The 26,200-nt window shown below is 63.2% G+C and carries 8 protein-coding genes, 4 rRNA genes and 4 pseudogenes; 6 read left to right on the top strand and 10 right to left on the bottom strand.

Annotated features, from left to right (window positions below):
* Positions 1-75: 75 nt before the first annotated feature.
* From otsB to KY499_RS08970, 3 genes and pseudogenes are all read left to right on the top strand, one after another.
* Positions 76-838 (top strand): annotated as a pseudogene (otsB, locus tag KY499_RS08960) (trehalose-phosphatase).
* Positions 839-1,075: 237 nt separating this feature from the next.
* Positions 1,076-2,158 carry an ABC transporter ATP-binding protein gene (locus KY499_RS08965; RefSeq protein ID WP_123256883.1) on the top strand — a complete coding sequence of 361 codons (1,083 nt, stop codon included), beginning with the start codon at positions 1,076-1,078 and terminating at the stop codon, positions 2,156-2,158.
* Between the two features lie 135 nt (positions 2,159-2,293).
* The gene (locus KY499_RS08970; RefSeq protein WP_123256884.1) at positions 2,294-3,709 is read left to right on the top strand and encodes a DUF4032 domain-containing protein; all 1,416 of its coding nucleotides are present in this window, start codon (positions 2,294-2,296) and stop codon (positions 3,707-3,709) included.
* Positions 3,710-3,763: 54 nt separating this feature from the next.
* On the opposite strand, the gene KY499_RS08975 is transcribed toward KY499_RS08970, so the two are convergent.
* Positions 3,764-5,131 carry an FAD-binding oxidoreductase gene (locus tag KY499_RS08975; protein ID WP_219886869.1) on the bottom strand — a complete coding sequence of 456 codons (1,368 nt, stop codon included), beginning with the start codon at positions 5,129-5,131 and terminating at the stop codon, positions 3,764-3,766.
* Between the two features lie 269 nt (positions 5,132-5,400).
* Here KY499_RS08975 and KY499_RS08980 point away from each other — a divergent pair.
* Positions 5,401-7,183, top strand: a pseudogene (locus KY499_RS08980) (glycoside hydrolase family 13 protein).
* Positions 7,183-8,214: a LacI family DNA-binding transcriptional regulator gene (locus KY499_RS08985; protein WP_219885198.1), complete on the top strand. Its 1,032-nt coding sequence runs from the start codon at positions 7,183-7,185 to the stop codon at positions 8,212-8,214. The pseudogene KY499_RS08980 and the gene KY499_RS08985 overlap by 1 nt, the downstream one beginning before the upstream one ends.
* 27 nt (positions 8,215-8,241) lie before the next feature.
* Here the strand turns inward: KY499_RS08985 and KY499_RS08990 are convergent, their stop codons facing one another.
* The 8 genes and pseudogenes from KY499_RS08990 to KY499_RS09025 form a co-directional block, all read right to left on the bottom strand.
* Positions 8,242-8,733, bottom strand: coding sequence for an SRPBCC domain-containing protein (locus KY499_RS08990; protein ID WP_219885199.1), 492 nt, complete (start codon positions 8,731-8,733; stop codon positions 8,242-8,244).
* A gap of 218 nt (positions 8,734-8,951) precedes the next feature.
* A 5S ribosomal RNA gene (gene rrf / locus KY499_RS08995) occupies positions 8,952-9,068 on the bottom strand.
* A gap of 112 nt (positions 9,069-9,180) precedes the next feature.
* Positions 9,181-9,297: ribosomal RNA gene (gene rrf / locus KY499_RS09000) — 5S ribosomal RNA — on the bottom strand.
* A 242-nt stretch (positions 9,298-9,539) separates the two neighbouring features.
* Positions 9,540-12,676 (bottom strand): 23S ribosomal RNA (locus KY499_RS09005).
* Between the two features lie 541 nt (positions 12,677-13,217).
* Positions 13,218-14,744: ribosomal RNA gene (locus tag KY499_RS09010) — 16S ribosomal RNA — on the bottom strand.
* The 16S, 23S and 5S rRNA genes sit together here, the layout of an rRNA operon.
* A gap of 477 nt (positions 14,745-15,221) precedes the next feature.
* Positions 15,222-19,063: pseudogene (locus KY499_RS09015) on the bottom strand (1,4-alpha-glucan branching enzyme).
* A gap of 1 nt (position 19,064) precedes the next feature.
* Positions 19,065-20,858 carry a maltose alpha-D-glucosyltransferase gene (treS, locus tag KY499_RS09020; protein ID WP_219885201.1) on the bottom strand — a complete coding sequence of 598 codons (1,794 nt, stop codon included), beginning with the start codon at positions 20,856-20,858 and terminating at the stop codon, positions 19,065-19,067.
* A gap of 5 nt (positions 20,859-20,863) precedes the next feature.
* Positions 20,864-22,936, bottom strand: coding sequence for an alpha-1,4-glucan--maltose-1-phosphate maltosyltransferase (locus tag KY499_RS09025; protein WP_308813028.1), 2,073 nt, complete (start codon positions 22,934-22,936; stop codon positions 20,864-20,866).
* Positions 22,937-23,076: 140 nt separating this feature from the next.
* Here KY499_RS09025 and glgP point away from each other — a divergent pair.
* Positions 23,077-25,696, top strand: a pseudogene (gene glgP, locus KY499_RS09030) (alpha-glucan family phosphorylase).
* 116 nt (positions 25,697-25,812) lie between these two features.
* Here glgP and KY499_RS09035 read toward each other — a convergent pair.
* Positions 25,813-26,169 carry a barnase inhibitor gene (locus tag KY499_RS09035; RefSeq protein WP_123256841.1) on the bottom strand — a complete coding sequence of 119 codons (357 nt, stop codon included), beginning with the start codon at positions 26,167-26,169 and terminating at the stop codon, positions 25,813-25,815.
* Positions 26,170-26,200: the final 31 nt, after the last annotated feature.

Consider the following 26,200-nt stretch of genomic DNA (forward strand, 5'->3'; position numbering starts at 1 on the left):
AGCGCCAACGATTCAAGCGCCAACGATTCAAGCAGTAGCGACCCGGGCGCCGCACCGCTTTCGCTCTCCCCCGCGCTGCTGGAGGCCGTGCGCCGCGTCGCCGCGACTGACCACCTCCTCGTGGCGATGGATTTCGACGGCACCATGGCGCCCCTCGTGGACCATGCGGCCGATTCCCGTGCCCTCCCCCACTCGGCCGAGGCGTTCGCCGGCCTGGCGGACCTCCCCCGGACGACGACGGCGCTGATCTCGGGACGGGCGCTGGACAGTCTGCGGGCAGTCGCTTTTCCGCCCGAGAACACCCTGCTCATCGGAAGTCACGGCGCCGAAGTCTGGATGGGCCCCCGGCTCCTCCGAATTGATGCTCGACGACGCCCAGCGGGATCTGCTGGCGGCTATCCGCACGGAACTGGAGGGCATTGTGGACCTCGCCCCGGGGACGCTGCTGGAGGACAAGCCTGCCGGCGTCGTCCTGCACACCCGGCTCGCCGACGATGATGTCGCGGAGGACGCAGTGGCCGCCGCCCGCGCGGTACTGCAGGACCGTGCGGGAGTGTTCCTGAAGACCGGCCACCGGGTGCTGGAAACCTCGGTCGTCAACGCCACCAAGGGCGAAGGCCTCGACTTCCTCCGCCAGGCCACCGCCGCCACCGCGGTGGTCTTTGCCGGGGACGACACCACCGATGAGGACGCCCTGGGCCGGCTGCTTCCGGGCGACCTGGGCGTGAAGGTGGGCCTGGACTTCACCCAGGCCGAATTCCGGGTCGAGTCCCCGGTCCACATCGGCGAATTCCTGGCCGCGCTGTTGCGGGAGCGGAATGGGACCGTCGGGCGCTGATCATGCCACGGCACCGCACCGACTGTAAGCAGCCCCACGTGTGATGTCTCTAACATTTTTCACTTTTCTCCAATCATCTGACATACTCTTCTTGTGATGCGGCGCACACATACCGTGCGGCACCACTGGATAGTCCTCGGCTTCGGCCGAGGACTATGCGCATGAGAAAACTGAATACCAAGAACCATTCACAACGGATCGTCCGGCACGTACCTGCCGGTGAAGGGATTGATAACTGTGGCTACAGTTACTTTTGATAACGCAACACGTCTGTACCCGGGCACTGACAAGCCCGCCGTCGATAAGCTCAACATCGACATCGCTGATGGCGAATTCCTCGTTCTCGTCGGCCCCTCCGGCTGCGGCAAGTCGACCTCCCTGCGTATGCTCGCAGGTCTTGAGGACGTAAACTCCGGCCGTATCCTCATCGGCGACCGTGACGTCACGGACGTTCCGCCGAAGGACCGCGACATCGCCATGGTCTTCCAGAACTACGCCCTGTACCCGCACATGACCGTCGCGGACAACATGGGCTTCGCCCTCAAGATCGCAGGCATCGGCAAGGAAGAGCGTGCCGAACGGGTCCGCGAAGCCGCCAAGCTGCTTGACCTCGAGCCGTACCTGGACCGCAAGCCCAAGGCCCTCTCCGGCGGCCAGCGCCAGCGTGTTGCCATGGGCCGTGCCATCGTCCGTAACCCGCAGGTCTTCCTCATGGACGAGCCGTTGTCGAACCTTGACGCCAAGCTCCGAGTCCAGACCCGCACCCAGATCGCATCCCTGACCCGCCGTCTCGGCGTCACCACGGTCTACGTGACCCACGACCAGGTCGAGGCCATGACCATGGGCGACCGCGTTGCGGTCCTCAAGGACGGCCTGCTGATGCAGGTGGACACCCCGCGCAACCTCTACGACAAGCCGAAGAACGTCTTTGTTGCCGGCTTCATCGGCTCCCCCGCCATGAACCTGCTCGAACTGCCGGTCGTCGACGGCGGCGTGCAGTTCGGCGGCACGGTGTTCCCGGTCCCGCAGGACGTCCTCAAGTCCGCACACGGCAAGACCGTGACCCTTGGTTCGCGTCCGGAAGACCTCGAAACCGCGCCCGAGGGCGAAGGTATCCAGGTTGAGGTCGACGTCGTCGAAGAGCTCGGCGCCGACGCCTACGTCTATGGCCACACGGTACTGGACGGCCAGAGCCACGACATGGTGGCACGCGTCGACGGCCGCCGCCCCCCGATGAAGGGCGACACCATCTTCGTCCGTCCGCAGTCCGGCCACGTGCACCTGTTCGACACCCAGACCGGTCTGCGCCTGGGCGACTGAGCCCCCATAACACGCGTCCAACGGCGGTCCTCCCATAGCGGAAGGGCCGCCGTCGGCCGTTAAAGCCGACACTCAGATTTCAAGCCGGGGCCCCGTTCGTTAGGGCCGCCGCCCCTCATACGGAAGAATTGGTTTATGACCGAGGAAAACAACGCCCAGTGGCACGACGAGCCGACCGACTACGGTCAGATCGGCAAGCTGCCGAGGTTTGAAGCCGCCAGCGCCAACGATGACAAGGCCGTCGCTTCAAGTTCGCTGAGCATCACTGCCGCCGCGACGGAACCGGAATTGCTGGACCTGCCGTGGCACATCGCCCTCGAGGACTGGCCGGCGCAGCACCTCGCCGCACTCCCCCGCGGCATCTCCCGGCACATCGTGCGCTTCGCCCACCTGGGCGGGTCTGTGATCGCGATCAAGGAAACCTCGGAGCACGTGGCCCGCCACGAGTACCACATGCTCCGCAAGCTGGCCCGGCTGGACGTCCCCTGCGTGGAGCCAGTCGCCGTTATTACCGGGCGCACGACCCCGGAGGGGCGCCCGCTGAATCCGGTTCTGGTCACCAGGCATCTGAAATTTTCGATGCCGTACCGCGCCCTGTTTTCGCAGATGCTGCGCAAGGACACCCTCACCCGCCTGATCGATGCCCAGGCCCTTCTATTGGTCCGCCTGCACCTGATCGGGTTCTACTGGGGCGACGTGTCACTGTCCAATACCCTGTTCCGCCGCGACGCCGGTGCGTTCGCCGCCTACTTAGTCGATGCCGAGACCGGCGAGCTCTACCCCGATCTCTCGACCGGCCAGCGCGAGTACGATCTGGAAATTGCGCGGGTCAACATCGCCGGTGAACTGATGGATCTCCTGGAGGGCGGCCTGATCGAGGAGAAGGTGGACCCCGTGGCCACGAGTGAGCTGATCATGGACAGCTACCGCCGGCTCTGGACGGAACTCACGGAAAAGGAATCCTTTGAGATCGGTGAGCGCTGGCGCGTGGCCGCCCGGATCCGCAAACTCAACGATCTGGGGTTCGACGTCGAAGAGTATGCGATCAAGACCACCAAGAACGGTTCCACCATCCAGCTCCAGCCCAAGGTGGTGGATGCGGGGCACCACCAGCGCCGGCTCCTGCGCCTGACCGGCCTGGACGCGCAGGAAAACCAGGCCCGCCGCCTTCTCAATGACATGGACTCTTTCCGGGCGGACAACAATCCCGGCATGGACGAGGAATACAGCGCCCATCTCTGGGTCAGCCAGATCTTCGAACCAATCGTTCGCTCCATTCCCCGGGACCTCTCCGGCAAGCTCGAGCCGGCCGAGGCAGTGCACGAAATCCTGGAGCACCGCTGGTACATCTCCGAGCGGGAGAACCGCCATATCCCGCTCGCCGAGGCCGTTCAGTCCTACATTGATTCCGAGCTGCGCCACCGCCGCGACGAGGCCGCGATCATGCTCAACCCGGACACCGGACTGCTCAAGATCCTCGAGGTGGAAACCGAGGAATCACGCTACGGCTCCGAGGAAGACATCGACGAGTACCCGGACTCCGACGACTAAGGCTTCGTCCCGGCCGGTTTTTATGGCACGGACGGGCTTCTTCGTTGCTGCGGGCTAAATCGCTTTCCCCGGGTTGAGGATGCCGGCCGGGTCGAACAGTTCCTTGATCCGGCGCTGCAGTTCGCGTACGGGTTCCTTCTGTTCCAGCCCGAGCCAGCGCAGCTTGTACTGGCCGATGCCATGTTCACCGGTAATGGTGCCACCCATCGCCAAAGCCGCGGTGATGGACTCGTCCAGGACCTTGCCCAGGCGCTCCATGGCGTCGGGGTCCACAGTGTTGTCCACCCTGTCCACCCAGAACGTGGGATGAAGGTTGCCGTCGCCCGCATGCGCGACGATCTTGAGTCGGACGTGGCGCGCCGCGGCCATGGTTTCCAGCGCAGCCACGTAGTCCACCAGCTTCGAACGCGGGACGGCGACGTCCTCACCCACCCGGTACTCATCGTCCACTTCGTCACCGCGGCTGTGGCGCCGCATCTCCACCAGATGCTCGGCCTCCGCGCTGGCCTCCGTGGTCACCACCGCCCCGCCCGCCGCAAGCACCGTGCGGATGGCCGCGGCTTCCGCCGCGGCGCCGAAGCCGTCGGTCTGGATCAGCAGCAGGGAGGCACCCCGCACGGACAGGTTCGAGCCGTGGAGGTCATCGAGCTGGGCGAGCGTTCCGCCGTCGAGCAGTTCCATGATGGCGGGCTGCACGCGCGCCTTACCGACCGCCAGGACTCCCGCGGCGGCACTGCGGAAGTCCGGGTAGAACGCGGCGATCGTGTGGACCTCGCGCGGTAAGTACTTAAGCCGGACCGTCACCGCGACCACGATCCCCAGCGTGCCCTCCGAGCCTACGAAAAGGCCGGTCAGGTCATAGCCGGCGACACCTTTGAAAGTCTGGTGCCCGGTGTGGATCAGCGAGCCGTCCGCGAGGACGACGTCGAGTGCCAGGACTGAGTCCCGCGTCACACCGTATTTGGCGCAGCGCAGCCCGCCCGCGTTGGTGGCCACGTTCCCGCCCACGGTGGAGATCCGGAAGCTGGCCGGATCCGGGGCGAACATGAGCCCGTGCACCGCCGCGGCGGCGTTGAGGTCCCCGTTGATGACGCCGGGTTCGACGACGGCGGTCTCGTCGTCCGGGCTGAGCGCCAGGATGCGGTTCATCCGTTCCAGGCTGAGAACGACGCAGCCTTCGGTGGCGTGCGCTCCGCCGGAAACCCCGGTCCCGGCGCCCCGGGCCACCAGTGCGACCCCGTGGGCGGCGCAGGCCCTGACGGTGGCCTGCACATCCGCCACGGACTCGGCCCGGACGACGGCCTGCGGCAGCCTGAACTCGAGAACCGGCGCCTGGTCCACGGCGTACGTTGCCATCGTGGTCTCATCCACGGCTACCTTGGCTTGGCCAAGGGCGGCCGTGAGCTCGTCAATGATGCTCAAGGTCTCTCACAATCGTTAGATTTCGGCCTTCAGTCTATGTGGCTGGCCCGTGTGGCAGGCCCCGCCTGCAGCGGGTTCACCAGACCCGGAGTGCAAACGTTTCCAGCATCTTTAGAGGGCGGGCAATTTGCTGGTGGACGCCAGCGGAACAACGGCATTCGCCAGCCGCAAAAGAGCCCTTCGCAAGTCCAATCGTTGGCCAAATCAAATGTGACACACGCCACTGGAAGCGCTTTCATTCCCAGAGTTTCGGGCATACCATTACCGGCATGTCCGTTGACTCAGTACTCACCGCCCACGCTGCGCAGGCCAGCGCCCAGACCGGACCATTGACGCCGGTTCACCCCGCAGACAGCACTCCCGGGTGGTGGCGGTCGGCAGTTATCTACCAGATCTACCCGCGCTCTTTCCGGGACCTGAACGGCGACGGCATCGGCGATCTCGCCGGCATCACTGCAGAACTGTCGCAGCTGGCCGAACTGGACGTCGACGCCGTCTGGCTGTCCCCCTTCTACCGGTCCCCGCAGCGCGACGCCGGTTACGACGTCAGCGATTATTGCGACGTCGACCCGCTTTTCGGGACGCTGGCCGATTTCGATGCCATGATCGCCGAAGCAACCCGGTTGGGCCTGCGCATGATCGTAGACCTCGTCCCCAACCACTGCTCAGACCAGCACCAGGCTTTCCAGGCGGCCCTGGCCGCCCCTGCCGGCAGTCCCGAACGGGACCTCTTCATCTTCCGTGACGGTCGCGGGGAGTTCGGCCAGGAAGCGCCGAACAACTGGCAGTCGCACTTCGGCGGTTCGGCCTGGACCCGGATCACTGAGCCCGATGGGGCCCCCGGCCAGTGGTACCTGCACCTGTTTGATTCCTCGCAGCCCGATTTCAACTGGGACAACGACGCCGTCCACGCCGAGTTTGCCCGTGTGCTCCGCTTCTGGCTGGACCGTGGAGTCAGCGGCTTCCGTGTGGATGTTGCCCACGCTCTGGTCAAGGCCAAGGGCCTGCCGGAATGGGGCGGCCGCGCCGACGGGGCCAGCTCCTGGGGCTTCCCCGGCCACGAGGCCCCCGATGTTTGGGCAGCCGGCCGTGCATGAGATCTACCGCGAGTGGCGGAAGATCCTCGCCGAATACGGCCCCGACACGATCCTCTGCGCCGAGGCCAACGTGGAGCCGCTGTCCCGCCTGTCGGACTGGGTCCGCCCTGACGAAATGCACCAGGCGTTCAACTTTCCCTACCTGCACGCCGGCCTGGACCTTGGCCGCCTGCGCTACGTCGTCACCGAATCCTTGACAGCGCTGGATTCGGTTGGTGCACCCACCACCTGGGTCCTGTCCAACCACGACGTCGTCCGGCACGCCACCCGATTCGGGTACCACGGACAGGCGCCGCGCGACGGGGACGGAATCGGCGCCTTTGATCCGCAGCCCAATGAGGAACTCGGACGGACCCGGGCAGCAGCCGCCTCCTTATTTATGCTGGGGCTGCCGGGCGGCGCGTACCTCTACCAGGGCGAGGAGCTCGGGCTGCCGGACGGCATCGACATTCCCGACAGCCGTCGCCAGGACCCCACCTTTGCCCGCACAGGCGGCGAGCGGCTGGGCCGCGACGGGTGCCGTGTGCCTTTGCCGTGGCGTACCGGTGAACTTCATGCGGGCTTCGGCGGCGGCCAGGATCCCTGGCTGCCGCAGCCTGCCAGCTTTGACGCCCTGTCCCGTGATGCGCAGGACGTGTCACCGTCGTCGCACCTGAACCTGTATCGGCGGACGCTGGCCCTGCGGCGTGAGCTCCGGCTCGGCCAGGGTTCCCTGTCCTGGATGGAGGCCTGGTGCACGGACACGTCTCTGGCCTTCCTCAATGGCACCACCGCGATCCTGATAAATACGGGCCACGACGCCATGGAACTGCCTGCAGGACGCGTACTCCTGCGCAGTACCCCGTACGCTGTCTACGGCGATTTCACGGCCGGCGAAAGCGGCGCGGACCGTCACATACGCTCAGGGGAAACTGTTTGGCTGGAAATCAACATTGAGGACACGGAGAACCAGTAATGACCGGCATCAAGGACGTCGCGGAACGGTCCGGCCTCTCCATTGCCACCGTTTCGCGTGCCTTGAGCGGCAAGAATAACGTCTCTGCCCGCAGCCGGGAGTTGGCCCGGCACGCCGCCGCGGAGCTCGGTTTTGTCCTCTCGTACCACGCCTCCAGCCTCGCCTCCGGCCGGACGCACAATATCGGGATTGTCGTTCCCTCGGTCCACCGCTGGTATTTCTCGGCGGTGGTCGAGGGAGCCTCGGCAGCCCTGCTGGACGCCGGATATGACCTGACGCTCTACAACGTCAGTGAAGGCCATAAGCGCCGCCGCAGCGTGCTGAACGACTTCCTTCTGCGCAAACGCGTAGACGCCGTCATCGCAGTATCTTTGGTGCTCAAAGAGTCCGAAATCCAGCAGCTCATGGCTATCCACCGGCCGATCGTGGGCATCGGCGGACCGCTTCCCGGGGCATCGACGATCCGCATCGACGATTCCGGAATTGCCGGGGCTGCGACCCGGCACTTGATCCAACTCGGTCACACCAAGGTTGCACATATGACTGGCTCCTCAGACTATGAGAAGGATTTCGGGCTTCCCGGCATCCGACAGGGCGGCTTCACCAAGGCCATGAAAGAGACAGGAACCGCCGTTCGTCCCGAGTGGCAGGTCTCCGCCGACTTCACCATCCAGGGGGCGTACGCCAGCGCCCGGCAGTTGCTGGGCGGCGCCGCTGAGCGCCCGACAGCCGTGTTTGCGGCCTCTGACGAGATGGCCATCGGCACTATCCTCGCAGCGCGGGACTTCGGCCTCCGCGTCCCGGAAGATCTATCGGTCATCGGGATCGACGGTCACGAGCTCGGCGGAGTATTTGGGCTGACAACCATCGACCAGGACGCCCGCGGTCAGGGTGAGCTGGCAGTGCAGCGGCTCCTGGCCGGCCTCGACCGCGGGACAGCTCCGGAGGCCACGGACACCGAGTACCCGACCCGGTTCGTGATCCGTTCCAGCACCGCGGTGCCCCCAGCCGATGTTGCGCGGCTGCGTTGAGCGCCTGCTCCTACCGGCAGGTACGGGTCAGTCCCCGGCACCGCCCATGAAGCGTACAAACCTCTCCAGCACCACCGGCCAGCCGGCGGCGTGATCCGCCCGCGTGGCAGCAGGATCCTCCGCGCCTTCCCACCCCGAATGAACGAGACGCAACTCGGTGCCGGACTCCACTGCACGGAAGGCCACGCGAAGTTCGGTGGACCACAGCGCAGTGGTTCCGGGGTGCCAGCTGGCGTGGAACGAGAGTGGAGGCTGCCAGTCATCGATGGATCCCCAGATGGCCGTCCTGCCGTCATCAGCCGTTTCCAGGACCAGGTTCTCCTCGAACTCCACGTAGGAACCCACGCCGTAGACGCTGTGGGCCTCCAGCGGCCACCACAAGTGCGTGTGTTCCGTGAACCCCATAAAGGTCCGGGCCACGGCACCTGGCACCACGACGGTGACGACGACGGGCTCCAGTCCGCCGGCCGTCTTCGGTTCCGGGGTCTCGGCGGGTGCATGGCTGAAGAGGTTGTCCATGGGCACCAACTCTACCCGGGGGACGCCACCGTAAGACCTGCAGCACCTGGACCTACGCTCCTGCAGCACGGAACGAGAGGTGCGGGAGGGCTTGGATTAAACCTGCGGGATCTGCGGGACGGTGTATTCCGCGGTGTGGGTTAAAGTACTCCGCGGCGATGGTTAAAGAGGGAGAGCCTCCAACCTGGTGGTTGGAGGCTCTCGACCTGTTAATGGTTGTCCGGCGGCGTCCTACTCTCCCACACCCTCCCGGGTGCAGTACCATCGGCGCTGTGGGTCTTAGCTTCCGGGTTCGGGATGGGACCGGGCGTTTCCCCCACGCTGTGACCGCCGTAACCCTGTATCCGCTCCCCGTCCGCCTGGGCGTTCGAGGGGGAAATCTATAGTTACAACATTTGTGTGGCTCGACCCCCGACAATCGTTGTCGGGGGTCGAGCACTAAATAGTGTCCGGCGGCGTCCTACTCTCCCACACCCTCCCGGGTGCAGTACCATCGGCGCTGTGGGTCTTAGCTTCCGGGTTCGGGATGGGACCGGGCGTTTCCCCCACGCTGTGACCGCCGTAACCTTATGTCCCGCATCCTGGCATGGCCGGGGTGGGGAAAGTTGTGGTTACAACCTGTCCACGTCCGCCCCCGTTGTGTGTGGGGGTGGTGTGGTGTTGTTATTTTGTTGTTGGTTCACCAGGCAACGAAACCCGTGGCGGGTTTGTTGGTTGGGAACCACATAGTGGACGCAAGCGTATCTTGTTTCTTTACTCTTCCCGTGGTGTGAACGTCTTTTGAATCCGTTCACGGGGAGGAGTGTGTGGTGTAAGTTATCGGCCTATTAGTACCGGTCAGCTTCACGAGTCGTTAGTCCTCGCTTCCACATCCGGCCTATCAACCCAGTGGTCTGGCTGGGGGCCTCTCACACACAAGGTGTATGGAAATCTCATCTCGAAGCGAGCTTCCCGCTTAGATGCTTTCAGCGGTTATCCCATCCGAACGTAGCTAATCAGCGGTGCACTTGGCAGTACAACTGACACACCAGAGGTTCGTCCGTCCCGGTCCTCTCGTACTAAGGACAGCCCTTCTCAAATTTCCTGCGCGCGCAGCGGATAGGGACCGAACTGTCTCACGACGTTCTAAACCCAGCTCGCGTACCGCTTTAATGGGCGAACAGCCCAACCCTTGGGACCTACTCCAGCCCCAGGATGCGACGAGCCGACATCGAGGTGCCAAACCATGCCGTCGATATGGACTCTTGGGCAAGATCAGCCTGTTATCCCCGAGGTACCTTTTATCCGTTGAGCGACGGCCATTCCACAATGTACCGCCGGATCACTAGTCCCGACTTTCGTCCCTGCTTGAGATGTCTCTCTCACAGTCAAGCTCCCTTGTGCACTTACACTCGACACCTGATTGCCAACCAGGCTGAGGGAACCTTTGGGCGCCTCCGTTACTTTTTAGGAGGCAACCGCCCCAGTTAAACTACCCATCAGGCACTGTCCCTGACCCGGATTACGGGCCGAAGTTAGATGTCCAAAGTGACCAGAGTGGTATTTCAACGATGACTCCACCCGAACTGGCGTCCGGGTTTCAACGTCTCCCACCTATCCTACACAAGCCACTCCGAACACCAATACCAAACTATAGTAAAGGTCTCGGGGTCTTTCCGTCCTGCTGCGCGTAACGAGCATCTTTACTCGTACTGCAATTTCGCCGAGTTTATGGTTGAGACAGCGGGGAAGTCGTTACTCCATTCGTGCAGGTCGGAACTTACCCGACAAGGAATTTCGCTACCTTAGGATGGTTATAGTTACCACCGCCGTTTACTGGGGCTTAAATTCTCAGCTTCGCCTTGCGGCTAACCGGTCCTCTTAACCTTCCAGCACCGGGCAGGAGTCAGTCCGTATACATCGTCTTGCGACTTCGCACGGACCTGTGTTTTTAGTAAACAGTCGCTTCCCCCTGGTCTCTGCGGCCCCTGCACGCTCCGGACAGCTAGTGTCCATCACGATGGGGGCCCCCCCTTCTCCCGAAGTTACGGGGGCATTTTGCCGAGTTCCTTAACCATAATTCTCTCGATCGCCTTAGTATTCTCTACCTGATCACCTGTGTCGGTTTGGGGTACGGGCGGCTAAAACCTCGCGTCGATGCTTTTCTTGGCAGCATAGGATCACCGAATCCCCCCTTACGGGAGTCCCATCAGATCTCAGGCATCATGAACGGCGGATTTGCCTACCGTTCGCCCTACATCCTTAGACCGGGACAACCATCGCCCGGCTCGGCTACCTTCCTGCGTCACACCTGTTAATACGCTTGCCTCCCAGGATCAGGTCCCGCGCTCCACCAAAACCCTCACACCACAAGGGCGATCGGGCAGGTTTCGGGCGGTTAGTATCCCCTGTTCAGCATGGGCGGTTTTTCGCCGGTACGGGAATATCAACCCGTTGTCCATCGACTACGCCTGTCGGCCTCGCCTTAGGTCCCGACTTACCCAGGGCAGATTAGCTTGACCCTGGAACCCTTGATCATTCGGCGGACGGGTTTCTCACCCGTCTTTCGCTACTCATGCCTGCATTCTCACTCGTGTAGGCTCCACCGCTGGTTTACACCGCGACTTCACTGCCCACACGACGCTCCCCTACCACTCCAGACGCCTGAACCAACCCCACAAGGGAGCGGCTTGGCTATTATCTGAAATCCACAACTTCGGCGGTGTACTTGAGCCCCGCTACATTGTCGGCGCGGAATCACTTGACCAGTGAGCTATTACGCACTCTTTTAAGGATGGCTGCTTCTAAGCCAACCTCCTGGTTGTCTTCGCAACTCCACATCCTTTCCCACTTAGCACACGCTTAGGGGCCTTAGTTGGTGGTCTGGGCTGTTTCCCTCTCGACTATGAAGCTTATCCCCCACAGTCTCACTGCTGCGCTCTCACTTACCGGCATTCGGAGTTTGGCTGACGTCAGTAACCTTGTAGGGCCCATTAGCCATCCAGTAGCTCTACCTCCGGTAAGAAACACGCAACGCTGCACCTAAATGCATTTCGGGGAGAACCAGCTATCACGAAGTTTGATTGGCCTTTCACCCCTACCCACAGCTCATCCCCTCCATTTTCAACTGAAGTGGGTTCGGTCCTCCACGACGTCTTACCGTCGCTTCAACCTGGCCATGGGTAGATCACTTCGCTTCGGGTCTAGATCACGCCACTGCAACGCCCTATTCAGACTCGCTTTCGCTACGGCTTCCCCACACGGGTTAACCTCGCGACGTAACACTAACTCGCAGGCTCATTCTTCAAAAGGCACGCCGTCACAGTAACTAAGACTGCTCCGACGGATTGTAAGCACACGGTTTCAGGTACTGTTTCACTCCCCTCCCGGGGTACTTTTCACCTTTCCCTCACGGTACTGGTCCGCTATCGGTCATTAGGGAGTATTTAGGCTTATCAGGTGGTCCTGACAGATTCACACGGGATTTCTCGGGCCCCGTGCTACTTGGGATACTCTCCAGGCGGTGCACAACATTTCGGTTACGGGGCTCACACCCTCTACGGCCGGCCTTTCAAGACCGTTCACCTATGTCCACACTCTCACCTTCCCAGCCCGGCAGAGCTGGAACGGAAAGTCCCACAACCCCGACCATGCAACGCCCGCCGGCTATCACACATGGAACGGTTTAGCCTGATCCGCGTTCGCTCGCCACTACTGACGGAATCACTATTGTTTTCTCTTCCTGCGGGTACTGAGATGTTTCACTTCCCCGCGTTCCCTCCACGCACCCTATGTGTTCAGATGCGGGTCACCAGATCACTCGCGCGTCTGGCGGGGTTTCCCCATTCGGACACCCTGGGATCACAGTCCGGTTATCGACTCCCCCAGGCTTATCGCAGATTCCTACGTCCTTCTTCGGCTCCTAATGCCAAGGCATCCACCGTGTGCTCTTAAAAACTTGACCACAAAAGATCAATAAAACGCTATTTTCGAGAGAACCACGAAAACCACCCCAAACACCCCGAAAGGCGCCCGGGACAGATCCAGGTTCATATTCTTGGAAATTGCTTCTTATAAAAGATGCTCGCGTCCACTATGTAGTTCTCAAACAACAACCCCGTACCACACACCCCACACACACAAACGTGCATCATCGGTGCAGCCAGGAAACCAGAAACAGAAGTCCCGGACCCCGCAGCCGGCCCGCCCCTCCCCCGAAGGAAAAGAACACACCCGCCACAACATCCGGTCCTGTTGTCTCAGGACCCAACAGTGTGCCAAACACGAAACCACCCATCCATGAGCCGCACCGTTCCAGGCCGGACCCTCCCCAAAGGAAGAGACCCGCCGTACTGGGTGCCGCAGACAAACACGCGGCCGCTACTTGTTGATATTCCACCCGTGAGCACCCGCCGCAGAACTAGCGTCTGCGCAACGGGCATATACTCCTGACAACCCCGCCACACCCACATACATGAGGCACGGTGATTGTAGGTGCTCCTTAGAAAGGAGGTGATCCAGCCGCACCTTCCGGTACGGCTACCTTGTTACGACTTAGTCCCAATCGCCAGTCCCACCTTCGACAGCTCCCTCCCACAAGGGGTTAGGCCACCGGCTTCGGGTGTTACCAACTTTCGTGACTTGACGGGCGGTGTGTACAAGGCCCGGGAACGTATTCACCGCAGCGTTGCTGATCTGCGATTACTAGCGACTCCGACTTCATGGGGTCGAGTTGCAGACCCCAATCCGAACTGAGACCGGCTTTTTGGGATTAGCTCCACCTCACAGTATCGCAACCCTTTGTACCGGCCATTGTAGCATGCGTGAAGCCCAAGACATAAGGGGCATGATGATTTGACGTCGTCCCCACCTTCCTCCGAGTTGACCCCGGCAGTCTCCCATGAGTCCCCGCCATTACGCGCTGGCAACATGGAACGAGGGTTGCGCTCGTTGCGGGACTTAACCCAACATCTCACGACACGAGCTGACGACAACCATGCACCACCTGTGAACCGGCCCCAAAGGGGAAGGACTGTTTCCAGCCCGGTCCGGTCCATGTCAAGCCTTGGTAAGGTTCTTCGCGTTGCATCGAATTAATCCGCATGCTCCGCCGCTTGTGCGGGCCCCCGTCAATTCCTTTGAGTTTTAGCCTTGCGGCCGTACTCCCCAGGCGGGGCACTTAATGCGTTAGCTACGGCGCGGAAAACGTGGAATGTCCCCCACACCTAGTGCCCAACGTTTACGGCATGGACTACCAGGGTATCTAATCCTGTTCGCTCCCCATGCTTTCGCTCCTCAGCGTCAGTTAATGCCCAGAGACCTGCCTTCGCCATCGGTGTTCCTCCTGATATCTGCGCATTTCACCGCTACACCAGGAATTCCAGTCTCCCCTACATCACTCTAGTCTGCCCGTACCCACCGCAGATCCGGAGTTGAGCCCCGGACTTTCACGGCAGACGCGACAAACCGCCTACGAGCTCTTTACGCCCAATAATTCCGGATAACGCTTGCGCCCTACGTATTACCGCGGCTGCTGGCACGTAGTTAGCCGGCGCTTCTTCTGCAGGTACCGTCACTTTCGCTTCTTCCCTACTGAAAGAGGTTTACAACCCGAAGGCCGTCATCCCTCACGCGGCGTCGCTGCATCAGGCTTGCGCCCATTGTGCAATATTCCCCACTGCTGCCTCCCGTAGGAGTCTGGGCCGTGTCTCAGTCCCAGTGTGGCCGGTCACCCTCTCAGGCCGGCTACCCGTCGTCGCCTTGGTGAGCCATTACCTCACCAACAAGCTGATAGGCCGCGAGTCCATCCAAAACCACAATAAAGCTTTCCACCCCCCACCATGCGATGAGGAGTCATATCCGGTATTAGACCCAGTTTCCCAGGCTTATCCCAGAGTTAAGGGCAGGTTACTCACGTGTTACTCACCCGTTCGCCACTAATCCCCCCAGCAAGCTGGAGATCATCGTTCGACTTGCATGTGTTAAGCACGCCGCCAGCGTTCATCCTGAGCCAGGATCAAACTCTCCGTTGAAGTAAAACAAAAACAGACACAACCACACGCCCCCGGGAAAACGGGAACGCCGGCTGCACAAAATTTGAAACCAGCCAAAAACACCAGACCACACCACGGGGTGGCGGATCCAGCACATTCAACCAATTCAATACAATAAATTGGTATCAACAAACTTGGCACACTATTGAGTTCTCAAACAACAGACACACCCGGCACCACCACAACCTCAACCGTGGATCGCTCCGGAGCAACCTGACAAACTTACCCGGCCGCTTCACCCTTGTCAAATCGGCGATCTCCACTCAGTCCGCCGTGAGGCTTCTGTGTGGTTTTTGCCGTCCAACTCCGGGGAGCAGCGCGGAAATAAACTATACCAGCACTTTGCGGTACTGGCAACGCGCCCCCGGTAGCAAGCCCGGAGGGCCCGGAATCACGCGGATTCCGGGCCCTCCGTCCCACCCCGGCCGTAGCCTGGCGTCAGGCTGACCGTCCGGATTACTCCGCGGGCTTCTTCGTGGATTTCTTGGCGGTCTTCGGCGCAGCTTTCGCAGCAACCTTCGCGGCCGTCTTCGGCGCAACCTTCGCGGCAACCTTGGCGGCAACCTTAGGCGCGGCCTTCAATGCGGCCTTCGGAGCTGACTTCATTGCGGATTCCGTCCGCGGCATGAAGAATACCGCGCCCAGTGGGGGCAGCGTGACAGTCAGCGCAGCCGGCTGTCCGTCCAGGCCGTCGTCGGTCGCCGTCAGCGTTCCGGAGTTCACGACACCGGAACCGCCATAGCTGGCTGCGTCGGTGTTCAGGACTTCCGTCCACGCTCCGGCGGACGGCACACCGAGGACGTAGCCCTCGTGGGGACCGCCGGAGAAGTTCATGGCGCAGACAATAGGGTTCCCGGCAGCATCGCGTCGAATGAAGGTCAGTACGTTCCGGTCCGTGTCACCGCCGTTGATCCACTGGAAGCCATCCGGGGTGTTGTCCAGCTCGTACAGCGCCGGCGTGGCGGCGTAGAGCTCGTTGAGGTCCTTGGTCAGAAGCTGCATCCCCTTGTGCGCCGGGATATCGGCGAGCCACCAGTCGAGGCCGTGCTGCTCAGACCATTCCGCTTCCTGGCCGAACTCGGTGCCCATAAAGATCAGCTGCTTACCCGGGTGGGCCCACTGGTAGGCGAAGAAGGACCGCAGGTTGGCGAGCTGCTGCCAGCGGTCACCGGGCATCTTGCGCAGCATTGAGCCCTTGCCGTGCACAACTTCGTCGTGGCTGATCGGCAGGAGGAAGTTCTCCGAGAAGGCGTACACCATTGAGAACGTGATGGTCCCATGGTGCCACTTGCGGTTGTAGGGGTCCTCCGCCATGTACTGCAGCGAGTCGTGCATCCAGCCCATGTTCCATTTCAGGCCAAAGCCCAGGCCGCCGCCGCTGGTCGGGCCGGTAACGCCCGGGAACGCCGTGGATTCCTCGGCGATCATCACGGCGCCGGGGTGGGTCTTATAGACGGTGGCGTTGACTTCCTGGAGGAACGAGATGGCTTCCAGATTTTCGCGTCCGCCGTAACGGTTCGGCGACCACTGGCCTTCCTCGCGCGAATAGTCAAGGTAGAGCATGGAGGCGACGGCGTCGACCCGCAGCCCGTCGATGTGGAATTCCTCGAGCCAATACAGCGCGTTGGCGACGAGGAAGTTGCGCACCTCGGTGCGTCCGTAGTCGAAGATCAGCGTTCCCCAGTCGGGGTGTTCGCCGAGGTTGGGATCGGCGTGCTCGTACAACGGTTCGCCGTCGAACCGGGCAAGTGCCCATTCGTCCTTGGGGAAGTGCGCGGGAACCCAGTCCAGCAGAACGCCGATCCCCGCCTGGTGGAGTTCATCAACCAGGTGCCGGAATTCGTCCGGGTGCCCGAACCGTGACGTCGGGGCGAAGTAGGACGTCACCTGGTAGCCCCACGATCCGCCGAAGGGGTGCTCCGCGACAGGCATGAACTCCACATGCGTGAATCCGAGCCACTTGACGTACTCCACCAGCTCCTTGGCGAGTTCCTTGTAGCCGAGTCCCAACCGCCAGGACCCGAGGTGGACTTCGTAGACGCTCATCGGGGAGTTGTGCGGATCCCGGGCGGCACGGGCTTCCATCCACGCTGCATCCTTGAAAGCGTAGGACGGCTCCACGACCTTCGACGCCGTCAGCGGCGGGACTTCTGTGCCGAAGGCCATCGGATCTGCCTTTTCCACCCAGTAGCCATGCTTGGTCCTGATTTCGAACTTGTAGCATGCGCCGGCCGGAACGCCGGGGATGAACAGTTCCCAGACTCCGCTGGAACCCAGCGACCGCATCGAGAATTCCCGGCCGTCCCAGCCGTTAAAATCGCCCTTGACGCGGACAGCCTGGGCATTCGGGGCCCACACGGCGAACGAGACGCCGTCGATGTCGCCGAGCGCGGACTTGTAGTGCTGGACGTGGGCACCGAGGACGTCCCAAAGGCGCTCGTGCCGGCCCTCGCCGATCAGATGCAGGTCAATTTCGCCGATGGTCGGCATAAAACGGTAGGGATCGTCCGCCGGCTGCGGCAGGAGGCCCTCATAGGTCACCTCGAGCCGGTAGTCCGGCACATGGCCGTGCTCCTGCGGCTCCAGCACCGCGGCCCATACGCCGTGTGCCTCGTGCTCCATCGGAACCGTGCCGCCGGCGGTAACAACCGAGACGGCTTCCGCGAGGTGCTTCAGCGTCCGGATGGTGACATGGCCGTGGTCGTCGAGGTGTGCACCGAGAACCGAGTGCGGCGCGTGGTGTTCACCGGCCGCTACCCTCGCGAGGGTCTCTGCGTCCACGGGGAGTGGGGCGCCGGGCCGTTCGATACGTGCTGAGCCTGTCATTTTTCTATACCTTCCGCTTCGGCTTCGGCAGAGACGCCAAAACCTGTACTACTGAGGAGACGACGTGATGCATCCGCCGGAATGGAGAGCCAGTCCGGCCTGTTTCTTAGTTCATAGATAACTTCATAGAGGGCCTTATCCAGCCACAGGGCCACAAACAGGGGCGAGTTCCGGTCCACGCTGCCCGGTATCACCTCTGAGTAGCCAGCCAGGAATGCCGCGGCACAATCCTCCACCCACGTCGCGGGGACCGCCGCGCCGGGCGACTCCCGAACGGCCGCGCCGGCCGCGTAGTCGAAGGAACGCAACATTCCCACGACATCGCGGAGCGGCACATCCGGAAAGTTTCGTTCAGAGATTGGCCGGAGCGGCTCCCCCTCGAAATCCAGGATCGCCCACCGCGGCGGATGCCCGCCTCGCCCCGGTACCTGCAGGATCTGGCCAAGGTGGAGGTCGCCGTGGATGCGCTGCAGGGTCCCGGCGCCACTTCCGCCCAGTTGCCGCAACAGCGCTTCCAGTTCGTCGTCGTACGGTCCGACGGCGGTGCCGGCCTGGGCCCATGACTCGCGTACCCGCTGGGCGACTCCGGGCGCGATGTCCCGGCCCGGAGCGGATTCCGCCGCGGTGCCGAGTGCCTCGGCGAGCCGCCGGTGCACCGTGGCTGTCGCCGCGCCAAGTGTGTGGGCTTCCGCGGCGAAGCCGGCTCCGGCCTTGGCGGCGTCCACGGCCAGCCGCCAAGCGTCCAGGCCGCCGGCGAGGAACTCGTGGGCGACGGCGAGTTCACCGTGCGCCAGCCGCATATCACCGGCCGGCGTCCCCGTCTCCGGAGCTGCCCATTCGCCCGTGACCCAACCGATGGTTGCCGGCACTTCGGTGGTGCGGCCCGCGGTCAGCGCGGCACCAATTTCGACTTCCGGGTTGTGCCCTTCGGACAGCACCCGAAAGAACTTTACGATGGCGGCGGAACCGCCGTCGTCGACGATCACGGAACTATTGGACTGCTCCCCCGTGAGGACCTTTACCCTGCCGGTCGCGAACGGCAGGCGATAGCCGGAGTCCACACTGTGCCCGGCGGCGTTTCCCGTCGTTGAGCTCCCGCCGGCACGGATCAGGTCCAGCCAGGCGGCGACAAAGGCCGGGTCATGGACGCCGTCGTACACCCAGCGCCGGCCCTCCCCGCCATCCCCGGGGAGTTCGCCGATCAGCGCGGACTCCGCTCCGGCCAGCGGCGCCCCGCGGAGGCTGAGCGGAACCTGGACGACGTCGGTCCTGTTGCCGTCAGCGGTGGGATACGTCACCGCGGCGAGGAGCACCTCGAGCCCTGCCGCGCCGTCGGTTCCGGGATCGGGCAGACGCAGGCCCCCGGCCGGCTCAAGCGTGAACTCTGCGCTCTTCACCGGGAACCAGCGCTGGCGCGGGAGCCAGGCAACGAGCAGTTCGGCGAGAGCGGCGGAAAGTAGGGGGCCGGTCATCTCAACCCTCGATGGACAGGATCGGCATCGCCTGGGTGTGCGGGGACGCCGGGTTTGACGACGCCGAGCGGATCCGCAGCCAGAAAAAGTCGTGGCTGCCCAGGGTCAGGGTCAATGTCCCGTCATCACCGATCCCGGGGAACATCTGGCCGCCAAACACGTCCCGGAGGCCCCTCCCGGCGTACTTCGGCACCCGGAGGGTGGTTGCTACCGGATGCTGGGAGAGGTTGAAGGCGCACAGGATGGTTTCGCCGTCCTCCCCCGCGGAGTTCCCGTCGGGAAGTTCGCGCAGGTAGGCGAGAACGACGTCGTGGTCGGCTTCGACATGTTTGAACGTTCCCAGGCCGAAGGCGGGGTGGTTCTTGCGGATGCTCAGGATCTGGCGCATCCAGCGCAGCAGCGAGCCCGAGTGGGCCGCCTCGGCCTCGACGTTGGCCATGCTGTAGTTGTAGACCAGCGACTGGATCACCGGGAGGTAGAGCTTTCCGGGGTCCGCGCTGGAGAATCCGGCGTTGCGGTCCGGGTTCCACTGCATCGGGGTGCGCACGGCGTCGCGGTCCTCGAGCCAGATGTTATCCCCCATGCCGATCTCGTCCCCGTAGTACAGGAACGGACTGCCCGGCAGGGACAGCAATAGCGCATTGATGAGCTCAATCTCGGACCGGGAGTTATCCAGCAGGGGCGCCAGGCGTCGCCGGATCCCGATGTTGGCGCGCATCCGCGGATCCGGGGCGTACCAGCCGAGCATGGCGGCACGTTCGTCCGAGGTGACCATTTCCAGGGTCAGTTCGTCGTGGTTGCGCAGGAAGGTGCCCCACTGGGCGCCTTCGGGAATGTCCGGGGTGTCCCTCATCGCCTCGATGATGGGCGCTGCTTTCTGGTCGCGCAGCGCGTAATACAGCCGGGGCATGATCGGGAAGTGGAAGGCCATGTGGCATTCCGGTTCCTCTTCGGTGCCGAAGTACTCGACCACTTCCGCAGGCGGCTGGTTGGCTTCGGCGATGATCACCCGGCCCGGGTAATTATCATCGACCATTGTGCGCAGCTTGCGCAGGAATTCGTGCGTCTGAGGCAGGTTCTCGCAGTTCGTGCCTTCTTCTTCGAACAGGTAGGGGATGGCGTCGGCACGGAAACCGTCGATCCCCTGGTCCAGCCAGAACCGCACGACGTCGAAGAGCGCGTCGATGACCTTCGGGTTCTCGAAATTCAGGTCAGGCTGGTGGCTGAAGAAGCGGTGCCAGAAGAATTGCCGCCGGATGGGGTCGAAGGTCCAGTTTGATTCCTCCGTGTCCACGAAGATGATGCGGGCGTCCTCGTACTTCTCGTCCGTGTCGCTCCACACATAGAAATCGCCGAACGGCCCTTCCGGATCCTTGCGTGATTCCTGGAACCAGGGATGCTGGTCCGAGGTGTGGTTCAGCGGAAGGTCGATGATGACCCGGACACCGCGGGCATGCGCCTCCGCCACGAGCCGTTTGAAGTCACTGATAGTGCCGAATTCGTCGAGCACGGAATTGTAGTCCGAGATATCGTAGCCGCCGTCGCGCAGCGGAGACTGGAAGAACGGCGGCAGCCAGAGGCAGTCGACCCCGAGCCACTGCAGATAGTCCAGCTTCTCGATCAGCCCGTGGAAATCCCCGGACCCGTCGCCGTTCCCGTCCGCGAACGCCCGGACCAGCACTTCATAAAACACTGCTTTTCGGTACCAGATTGGATCATGCTGCAGGCCTGGGGCGTTCAGGTCGAAGCTGGAGCTGCCGTAGTGCTGGCTGGGATTTTGCGGACTAAAACTCATTGGCACTACCTCCGGATATTCAGGATGTGGGCGGGTTCGACGTGCGGGTCAAGGCGAACGTAATTCGACTCGCCCCATTCCCAGCTCTCACCGGACAGCAGATCATCGACCATAAATCCGCCGTTGCGGGTCAGGTTCTCCGGGTCCAGTTCCAGTGCAGCCAGGTCCAGGGTGACGGTGCCTTCCCGGGTGCTGTGCGAATCCACGTTGACGACGATGATCAAGGTGTCCTTGGTGCCGTCCGGCAGCGTCTTGTGCTTGGAGTAGACCACGGTGGAACTGTCCGTGCTCTGGTGCACCGTGAGGTTCTGCAGGTCGCCGAGGGCCGGATGCGCACGCCGGATCTCGTTGAGCCTGGTCAGGTACGGCGCCAGTGTACGTCCGGAAGCGGCGGCCGCATCCCAGTTACGGGACTTGTACTCGAACTTTTCGTTGTCGATGTTCTCTTCCGCGCCCGGCCGGGCGACGTGTTCGTAGAGTTCGAAGCCGGCGTAGACGCCCCAGGTCGGGCTTGCCGTGGCGGCCAGCGTGGCCCGGATCCGGAATGCTGCCGGACCGCCGAACTGCAGGTATTCGGTGAGGATGTCCGGGGTGTTCACGAAGAAGTTTGGCCGGAAGTACGCCGGGGAGACGTGGCTGACCTCCTGGAAGTACTCCTCCAGTTCTTCCTTGGTGTTCCGCCAAGTGAAGTAGGTGTAGGACTGCTGGAAGCCGGCCCGGCCCAGGGCGTGCATCATTGCCGGGCGCGTGAATGCCTCGGCAAGGAAGACGACCTCGGGGTGCTGTTCGTTGACCTTGCCGATCAGCCATTCCCAGAACCACACGGGTTTGGTGTGCGGGTTGTCCACCCGGAAGATTTTGACCCCGTGGCCGACCCAGTGCAGCACGATGCGAAGGATCTCGTTGGACAGACCCTCCGGATCGTTGTCGAAGTTGATCGGGAAAATGTCCTGGTATTTCTTCGGCGGATTCTCGGCGTAGGCGATCGTGCCGTCCACACGGGTGGTGAACCACTCCGGGTGGCTCTGCACCCAGGGGTGGTCCGGGGAGGCCTGCAGCGCCAGGTCCAGCGCAACCTCAAGGCCAAGCTCGCCTGCACGCCACACAAACGCGGCGAAATCATCGATGGTGCCAAGATCCGGGTGAATCGCGTCGTGGCCGCCTTCCTTGCCACCGATGGCCCAGGGCGAACCGGGGTCCTGCGGGCCGGCAATCAGGGTGTTGTTGGGGCCTTTGCGGTGCTGGGTGCCGATCGGGTGGATCGGGGGCATGTAAATGATGTCAAATCCCATGGCCGCGACGGCGTCGAGGCGCTTTGCGGCGGTCCGGAACGTCCCGGAGGTCCACTCGCCGGTCGCGGCGTCGTGCACCGCGCCCTCGGAGCGGGGGAAAAATTCATACCACGAGCCCCGGCCGGCCAGAGCCCGCTCGACCAGCAGCGGGTATGGCTCGGAGACCGTGACGAGTTCGCGGATGGGCTGGCGGTCGATAACGGCGGTCACCGCGGGGCTGAACCCGGCGGCCAGGCGTCGTTCCACGGGCAGCGACTCATCAGATAGTCCTGCCACCGCGGCCCGCAGTGTCTCCTGGTCATCCCACGCCCGGGTGGAGTCATCTGCCGCTTCGGAGAGCAGTGCGGCGCCTTCGGCAAGCATCAGGTCGACGTCGACGCCGGCCCCGATCTTCACTTCGGCGTTGTGATGCCATGTCCCGTAGCGGTCATGCCAGGCCTCGATGACGAAAGTCCAGTTGCCCGTGTCAGCCGGCGTCAGCAGGCCTTCCCAACGATCCGTGCCCTGGCCGCGGCTGCCGCGCGGCGGGGCGAGGCGGACGCGCTGCCGCTCAGATCCGCTGGGGTCGAACAGTACGGCGCTGACGCCGAGCTGGTCGTGTCCTTCCCTGAACGACGTCGCCCCTACCACCAGGGTCTCGCCCACCACTGCCTTGGCGGGGAACTTACCGCCCTCCACGACGGGCTGCACGGCAGTGATCGGAAAACGGCCGAATCTAAGGCCCTCCGTAATCAGGGCCTTCGGCTCTTGCTTGGACACGGCGCTGGTTCGCGAGTTATTCGTCACAGGCTCGACGTTATCTAGAAAACGGCCAGAATGCTAAGGCAGCGCGGCATTTGCTGGATTAAGTAAAGGCCCACAGTCATTTACCGGAAAGAAACCCAATCCTGTTCCCGGGTACTGGGTTGTGGGTTAGTGTTTCGCAGGTGAAGGCAATCCGCAGAATTACCGTCCGAACCGTTCTTCCCGAGTCCATCCGGCCGCTGGCCAGGCTGGCCACCAATCTTCGGTGGTCCTGGCACCGGCCCACCCGGGAGCTATTCGAGTGGCTTAATGCCGACATCTGGGCGGAGAGCGACTCGGATCCCGTGACGTTCCTGAGCCTGGTCAGCCGCGAGGAACTTCAGCGGCTCGCGGCGGACCAGGACGTCGTCAAACGCGTCCACGCCGCCGCTGCGGATCTGGACCAGTACCTTGAGCAGCCCCGCTGGTATCAGTCGCTGGGCGACGGCGCACCGTCCTGTATCGCCTACTTCTCACCCGAGTTCGGCATCACTGAGGTGCTGCCGCAATACTCCGGCGGCCTCGGCATCCTTGCCGGCGACCATCTGAAGGCCGCCTCGGATCTTGGCGTACCCCTGATTGGCGTCGGACTCCTCTACCAGGCCGGCTACTTCAAGCAGTCGCTGTCCCGCGACGCCTGGCAGCAGGAGACCTATCCGGTCCTCGACCCGGACGGGCTGCCCCTGACCCTGCTCCGGGAGCCCTCGCCGGACGGCAACGGCACACCCCTCCAGATTGCACTGCCTCTCCCCGACGGACGCCGCCTGCTCGCGCACGTGTGGCGGGCCGACGTCGGACGCGTCCCCCTGCTCCTGCTGGACTCCGATGTCCCGGGCAACGACGACGCCGCCCGCAGCATTACCGACCGGCTCTACGGCGGCGGCGGGGACCACCGCCTGCAGCAGGAACTCCTCCTGGGCATGGGCGGCGTCAAGGCCCTGCGCGCGTTCCAGAAGCTCACCGGCGGGCCGGCGCCCGAGGTGTTCCACACCAACGAGGGCCATGCCGGTTTCCTGGGCGTCGAACGGATCCAGGAAATGATGTCCGCGGCCAATCCCCTGACGTGGGAAGAAGCCCTCGCGGCCGGCCGGGCCCTCGACTGTCTTCACCACCCACACTCCCGTGCCTGCCGGCATTGACCGCTTCGAGACCTCGCAGATCCAGCACTTCTTTGAGGCCGGGCTCGCGCCCGATGTGCCGGTCGCGAAGATCCTGGACCTGGGCCGGGAAGACTTCGTGGACGGCAATCCGTTCGTATTCAACATGGCGGTCATGGGCCTGCGGCTTGCCCAGCGGGCCAACGGCGTCGCCAAGCTGCACGGCGTTGTCTCCCGCGGCATGTTTTCCGCGTTGTGGCCGGGCTTCGACCACTCAGAGGTGCCGATCACCTCGGTCACCAACGGCGTGCACGTCCCCACCTGGGTGGACCCGCGCATCGCCCAGCTGTCCCCGGACCTGTTCGGTGCCGGCGCGGAGGCGAAGGAGGACTGGGACTTCGCCTACAGAATCTCGGATGAAGACCTCTGGGCGCTGCGCCGCGAAATGCGGATGTCCCTCGTGGAGGACGTCCGGCGCCGTCTGCGTTCAGCCTGGAAGAAGCGCGGCGCAGCAGATGCCGAGCTGGCCTGGACTGACTCGGTCCTGGACCCGGACGTCCTGACCATCGGCTTTGCCCGCCGCGTGCCGACCTACAAGCGTCTTACTCTGATGCTGCGTGACCCGGCCCGGCTCAAGGCCCTGCTGCTGCACAAGACCCACCCGATCCAGCTGGTCATCGCGGGCAAGTCGCACCCGGCCGATGACGCGGGCAAGAAAATGATCCAGGACCTGGTCCGCTTCACGGACGACCCCGAGGTGCGTCACCGGATCGCGTTCCTGCCCAATTACGACATCGCCATGGCCCGGACGCTGTTCCCCGGCACCGACGTGTGGCTGAACAACCCGCTGCGCCCGCTGGAGGCCTGCGGCACATCCGGCATGAAAGCTGCCCTGAACGGTTCGCTGAACCTTTCCGTGATGGACGGCTGGTGGGACGAAATGTACGACGGCGAGAACGGCTGGGCGATCCCGACCGCCAACAACGACGCCTCCCCGGAGGAACGCGACGACATCGAGGCGGCGGCGCTCTACGAACTGCTGGAGACCCAGGTGGCACCGAAGTTCTACGGCCTGACTGTCTCCCACGGCGCCGGCGCGGCCGGTCCTTCCCAGCCCGGCGCGCAGAAGGTCCCTACGCACTGGGTCTCGATGATCAAGCACACCATGTCCCACCTGGGCCCGGCCGTCTCGGCGGACCGGATGCTCAAGGACTACGTCAACGTGCTCTACCGGCCCGCCGCCATCGCCGGGCGACAGGCCAATGCCGACAACTACGCCCAGGCCAAGACCCTGGCGGCGTGGACTTCCCGGATCCGGGCCGCGTGGCCGCAGATCCAGGTCGAGAACGTGGACTCGGTCGGCGTTTCCGAGGACCCGCAAATCGGAGACCTGCTCCAGGTCAACGCCTACGTCGCCCTGAACGACCTGACCCCGGAAGATGTCTGCGTCGAGGTTGCCTACGGCCGGGCGGAGGACAATGACGAGCTCGTTGATGTCACAGTCGCCGAGCTCAAAGCCGCGGAGGACCTCGGGAAAGGCCGCCACCTGTTCAGCGGGACCCTGGTGATCGACCGTTCGGGCTCCTTCGGCTACACCGTGCGGATCCTTCCCAAGCACACGGCACTGGCGTCCATGGCCGAACTCGGGCTGATCGTCAACGCCTAGGGACCGGCTTCTTACACAACACAGCAGCCCGGCACCTTAGTGCCGGGCTGCTGTGTTGTCCGTGGCCGGCCTGCGGCCAGGGTTCGCCTCCTGCGCGGATTCGTACGGCCGGATTTCTAGAGGAAGACGGCGACGACGTCCAGGCTCCCGGCGGCATAGCTTTCGGCATCCTGGAGGGTCTCGCAGAAAACGCCGAAGGACCGGTCCGCGCGGAAGCCGGCAGGTACCTGCCAGATGAAGGTGACGGGGGCCTGGTCTTGGTCCGCTACCGCGTCGGCAACATCGTGAAGGGAGTCATGCAGGATGTCCAGATCCACTCCGGAATCCTCCTGCACGTCCAGGATCTCGCTGAACGTCTCCAGGAGCGCCCGCTGGGAGTCCGCGGCCGGGATCACCAGCGCACGGCGGCCGGCGTCGTCAATCTGGTCCTTCAGCTCTTCGATGGTCCAGGTGTCTGCCGAGTAAATCTTCATGGGGCCCTTCGTTGTTGGATCATTGGGGAAA

The organism is Arthrobacter sp. PAMC25284, assembly GCF_019443425.1.
Taxonomy (GTDB): domain Bacteria; phylum Actinomycetota; class Actinomycetes; order Actinomycetales; family Micrococcaceae; genus Arthrobacter; species Arthrobacter oryzae_A.

Coding starts and splice junctions, on each gene's coding strand:
- KY499_RS08985 (WP_219885198.1), top strand. CDS start 7,183: ATGACCGGCATCAAGGACGTCGCGGAACGGTCCGGCCTCTCCATTGCC.
- KY499_RS08990 (WP_219885199.1), bottom strand. CDS start 8,733: ATGGACAACCTCTTCAGCCATGCACCCGCCGAGACCCCGGAACCGAAG.
- KY499_RS09035 (WP_123256841.1), bottom strand. CDS start 26,169: ATGAAGATTTACTCGGCAGACACCTGGACCATCGAAGAGCTGAAGGAC.
- KY499_RS08970 (WP_123256884.1), top strand. CDS start 2,294: ATGACCGAGGAAAACAACGCCCAGTGGCACGACGAGCCGACCGACTAC.
- treS (WP_219885201.1), bottom strand. CDS start 20,858: ATGAGTTTTAGTCCGCAAAATCCCAGCCAGCACTACGGCAGCTCCAGC.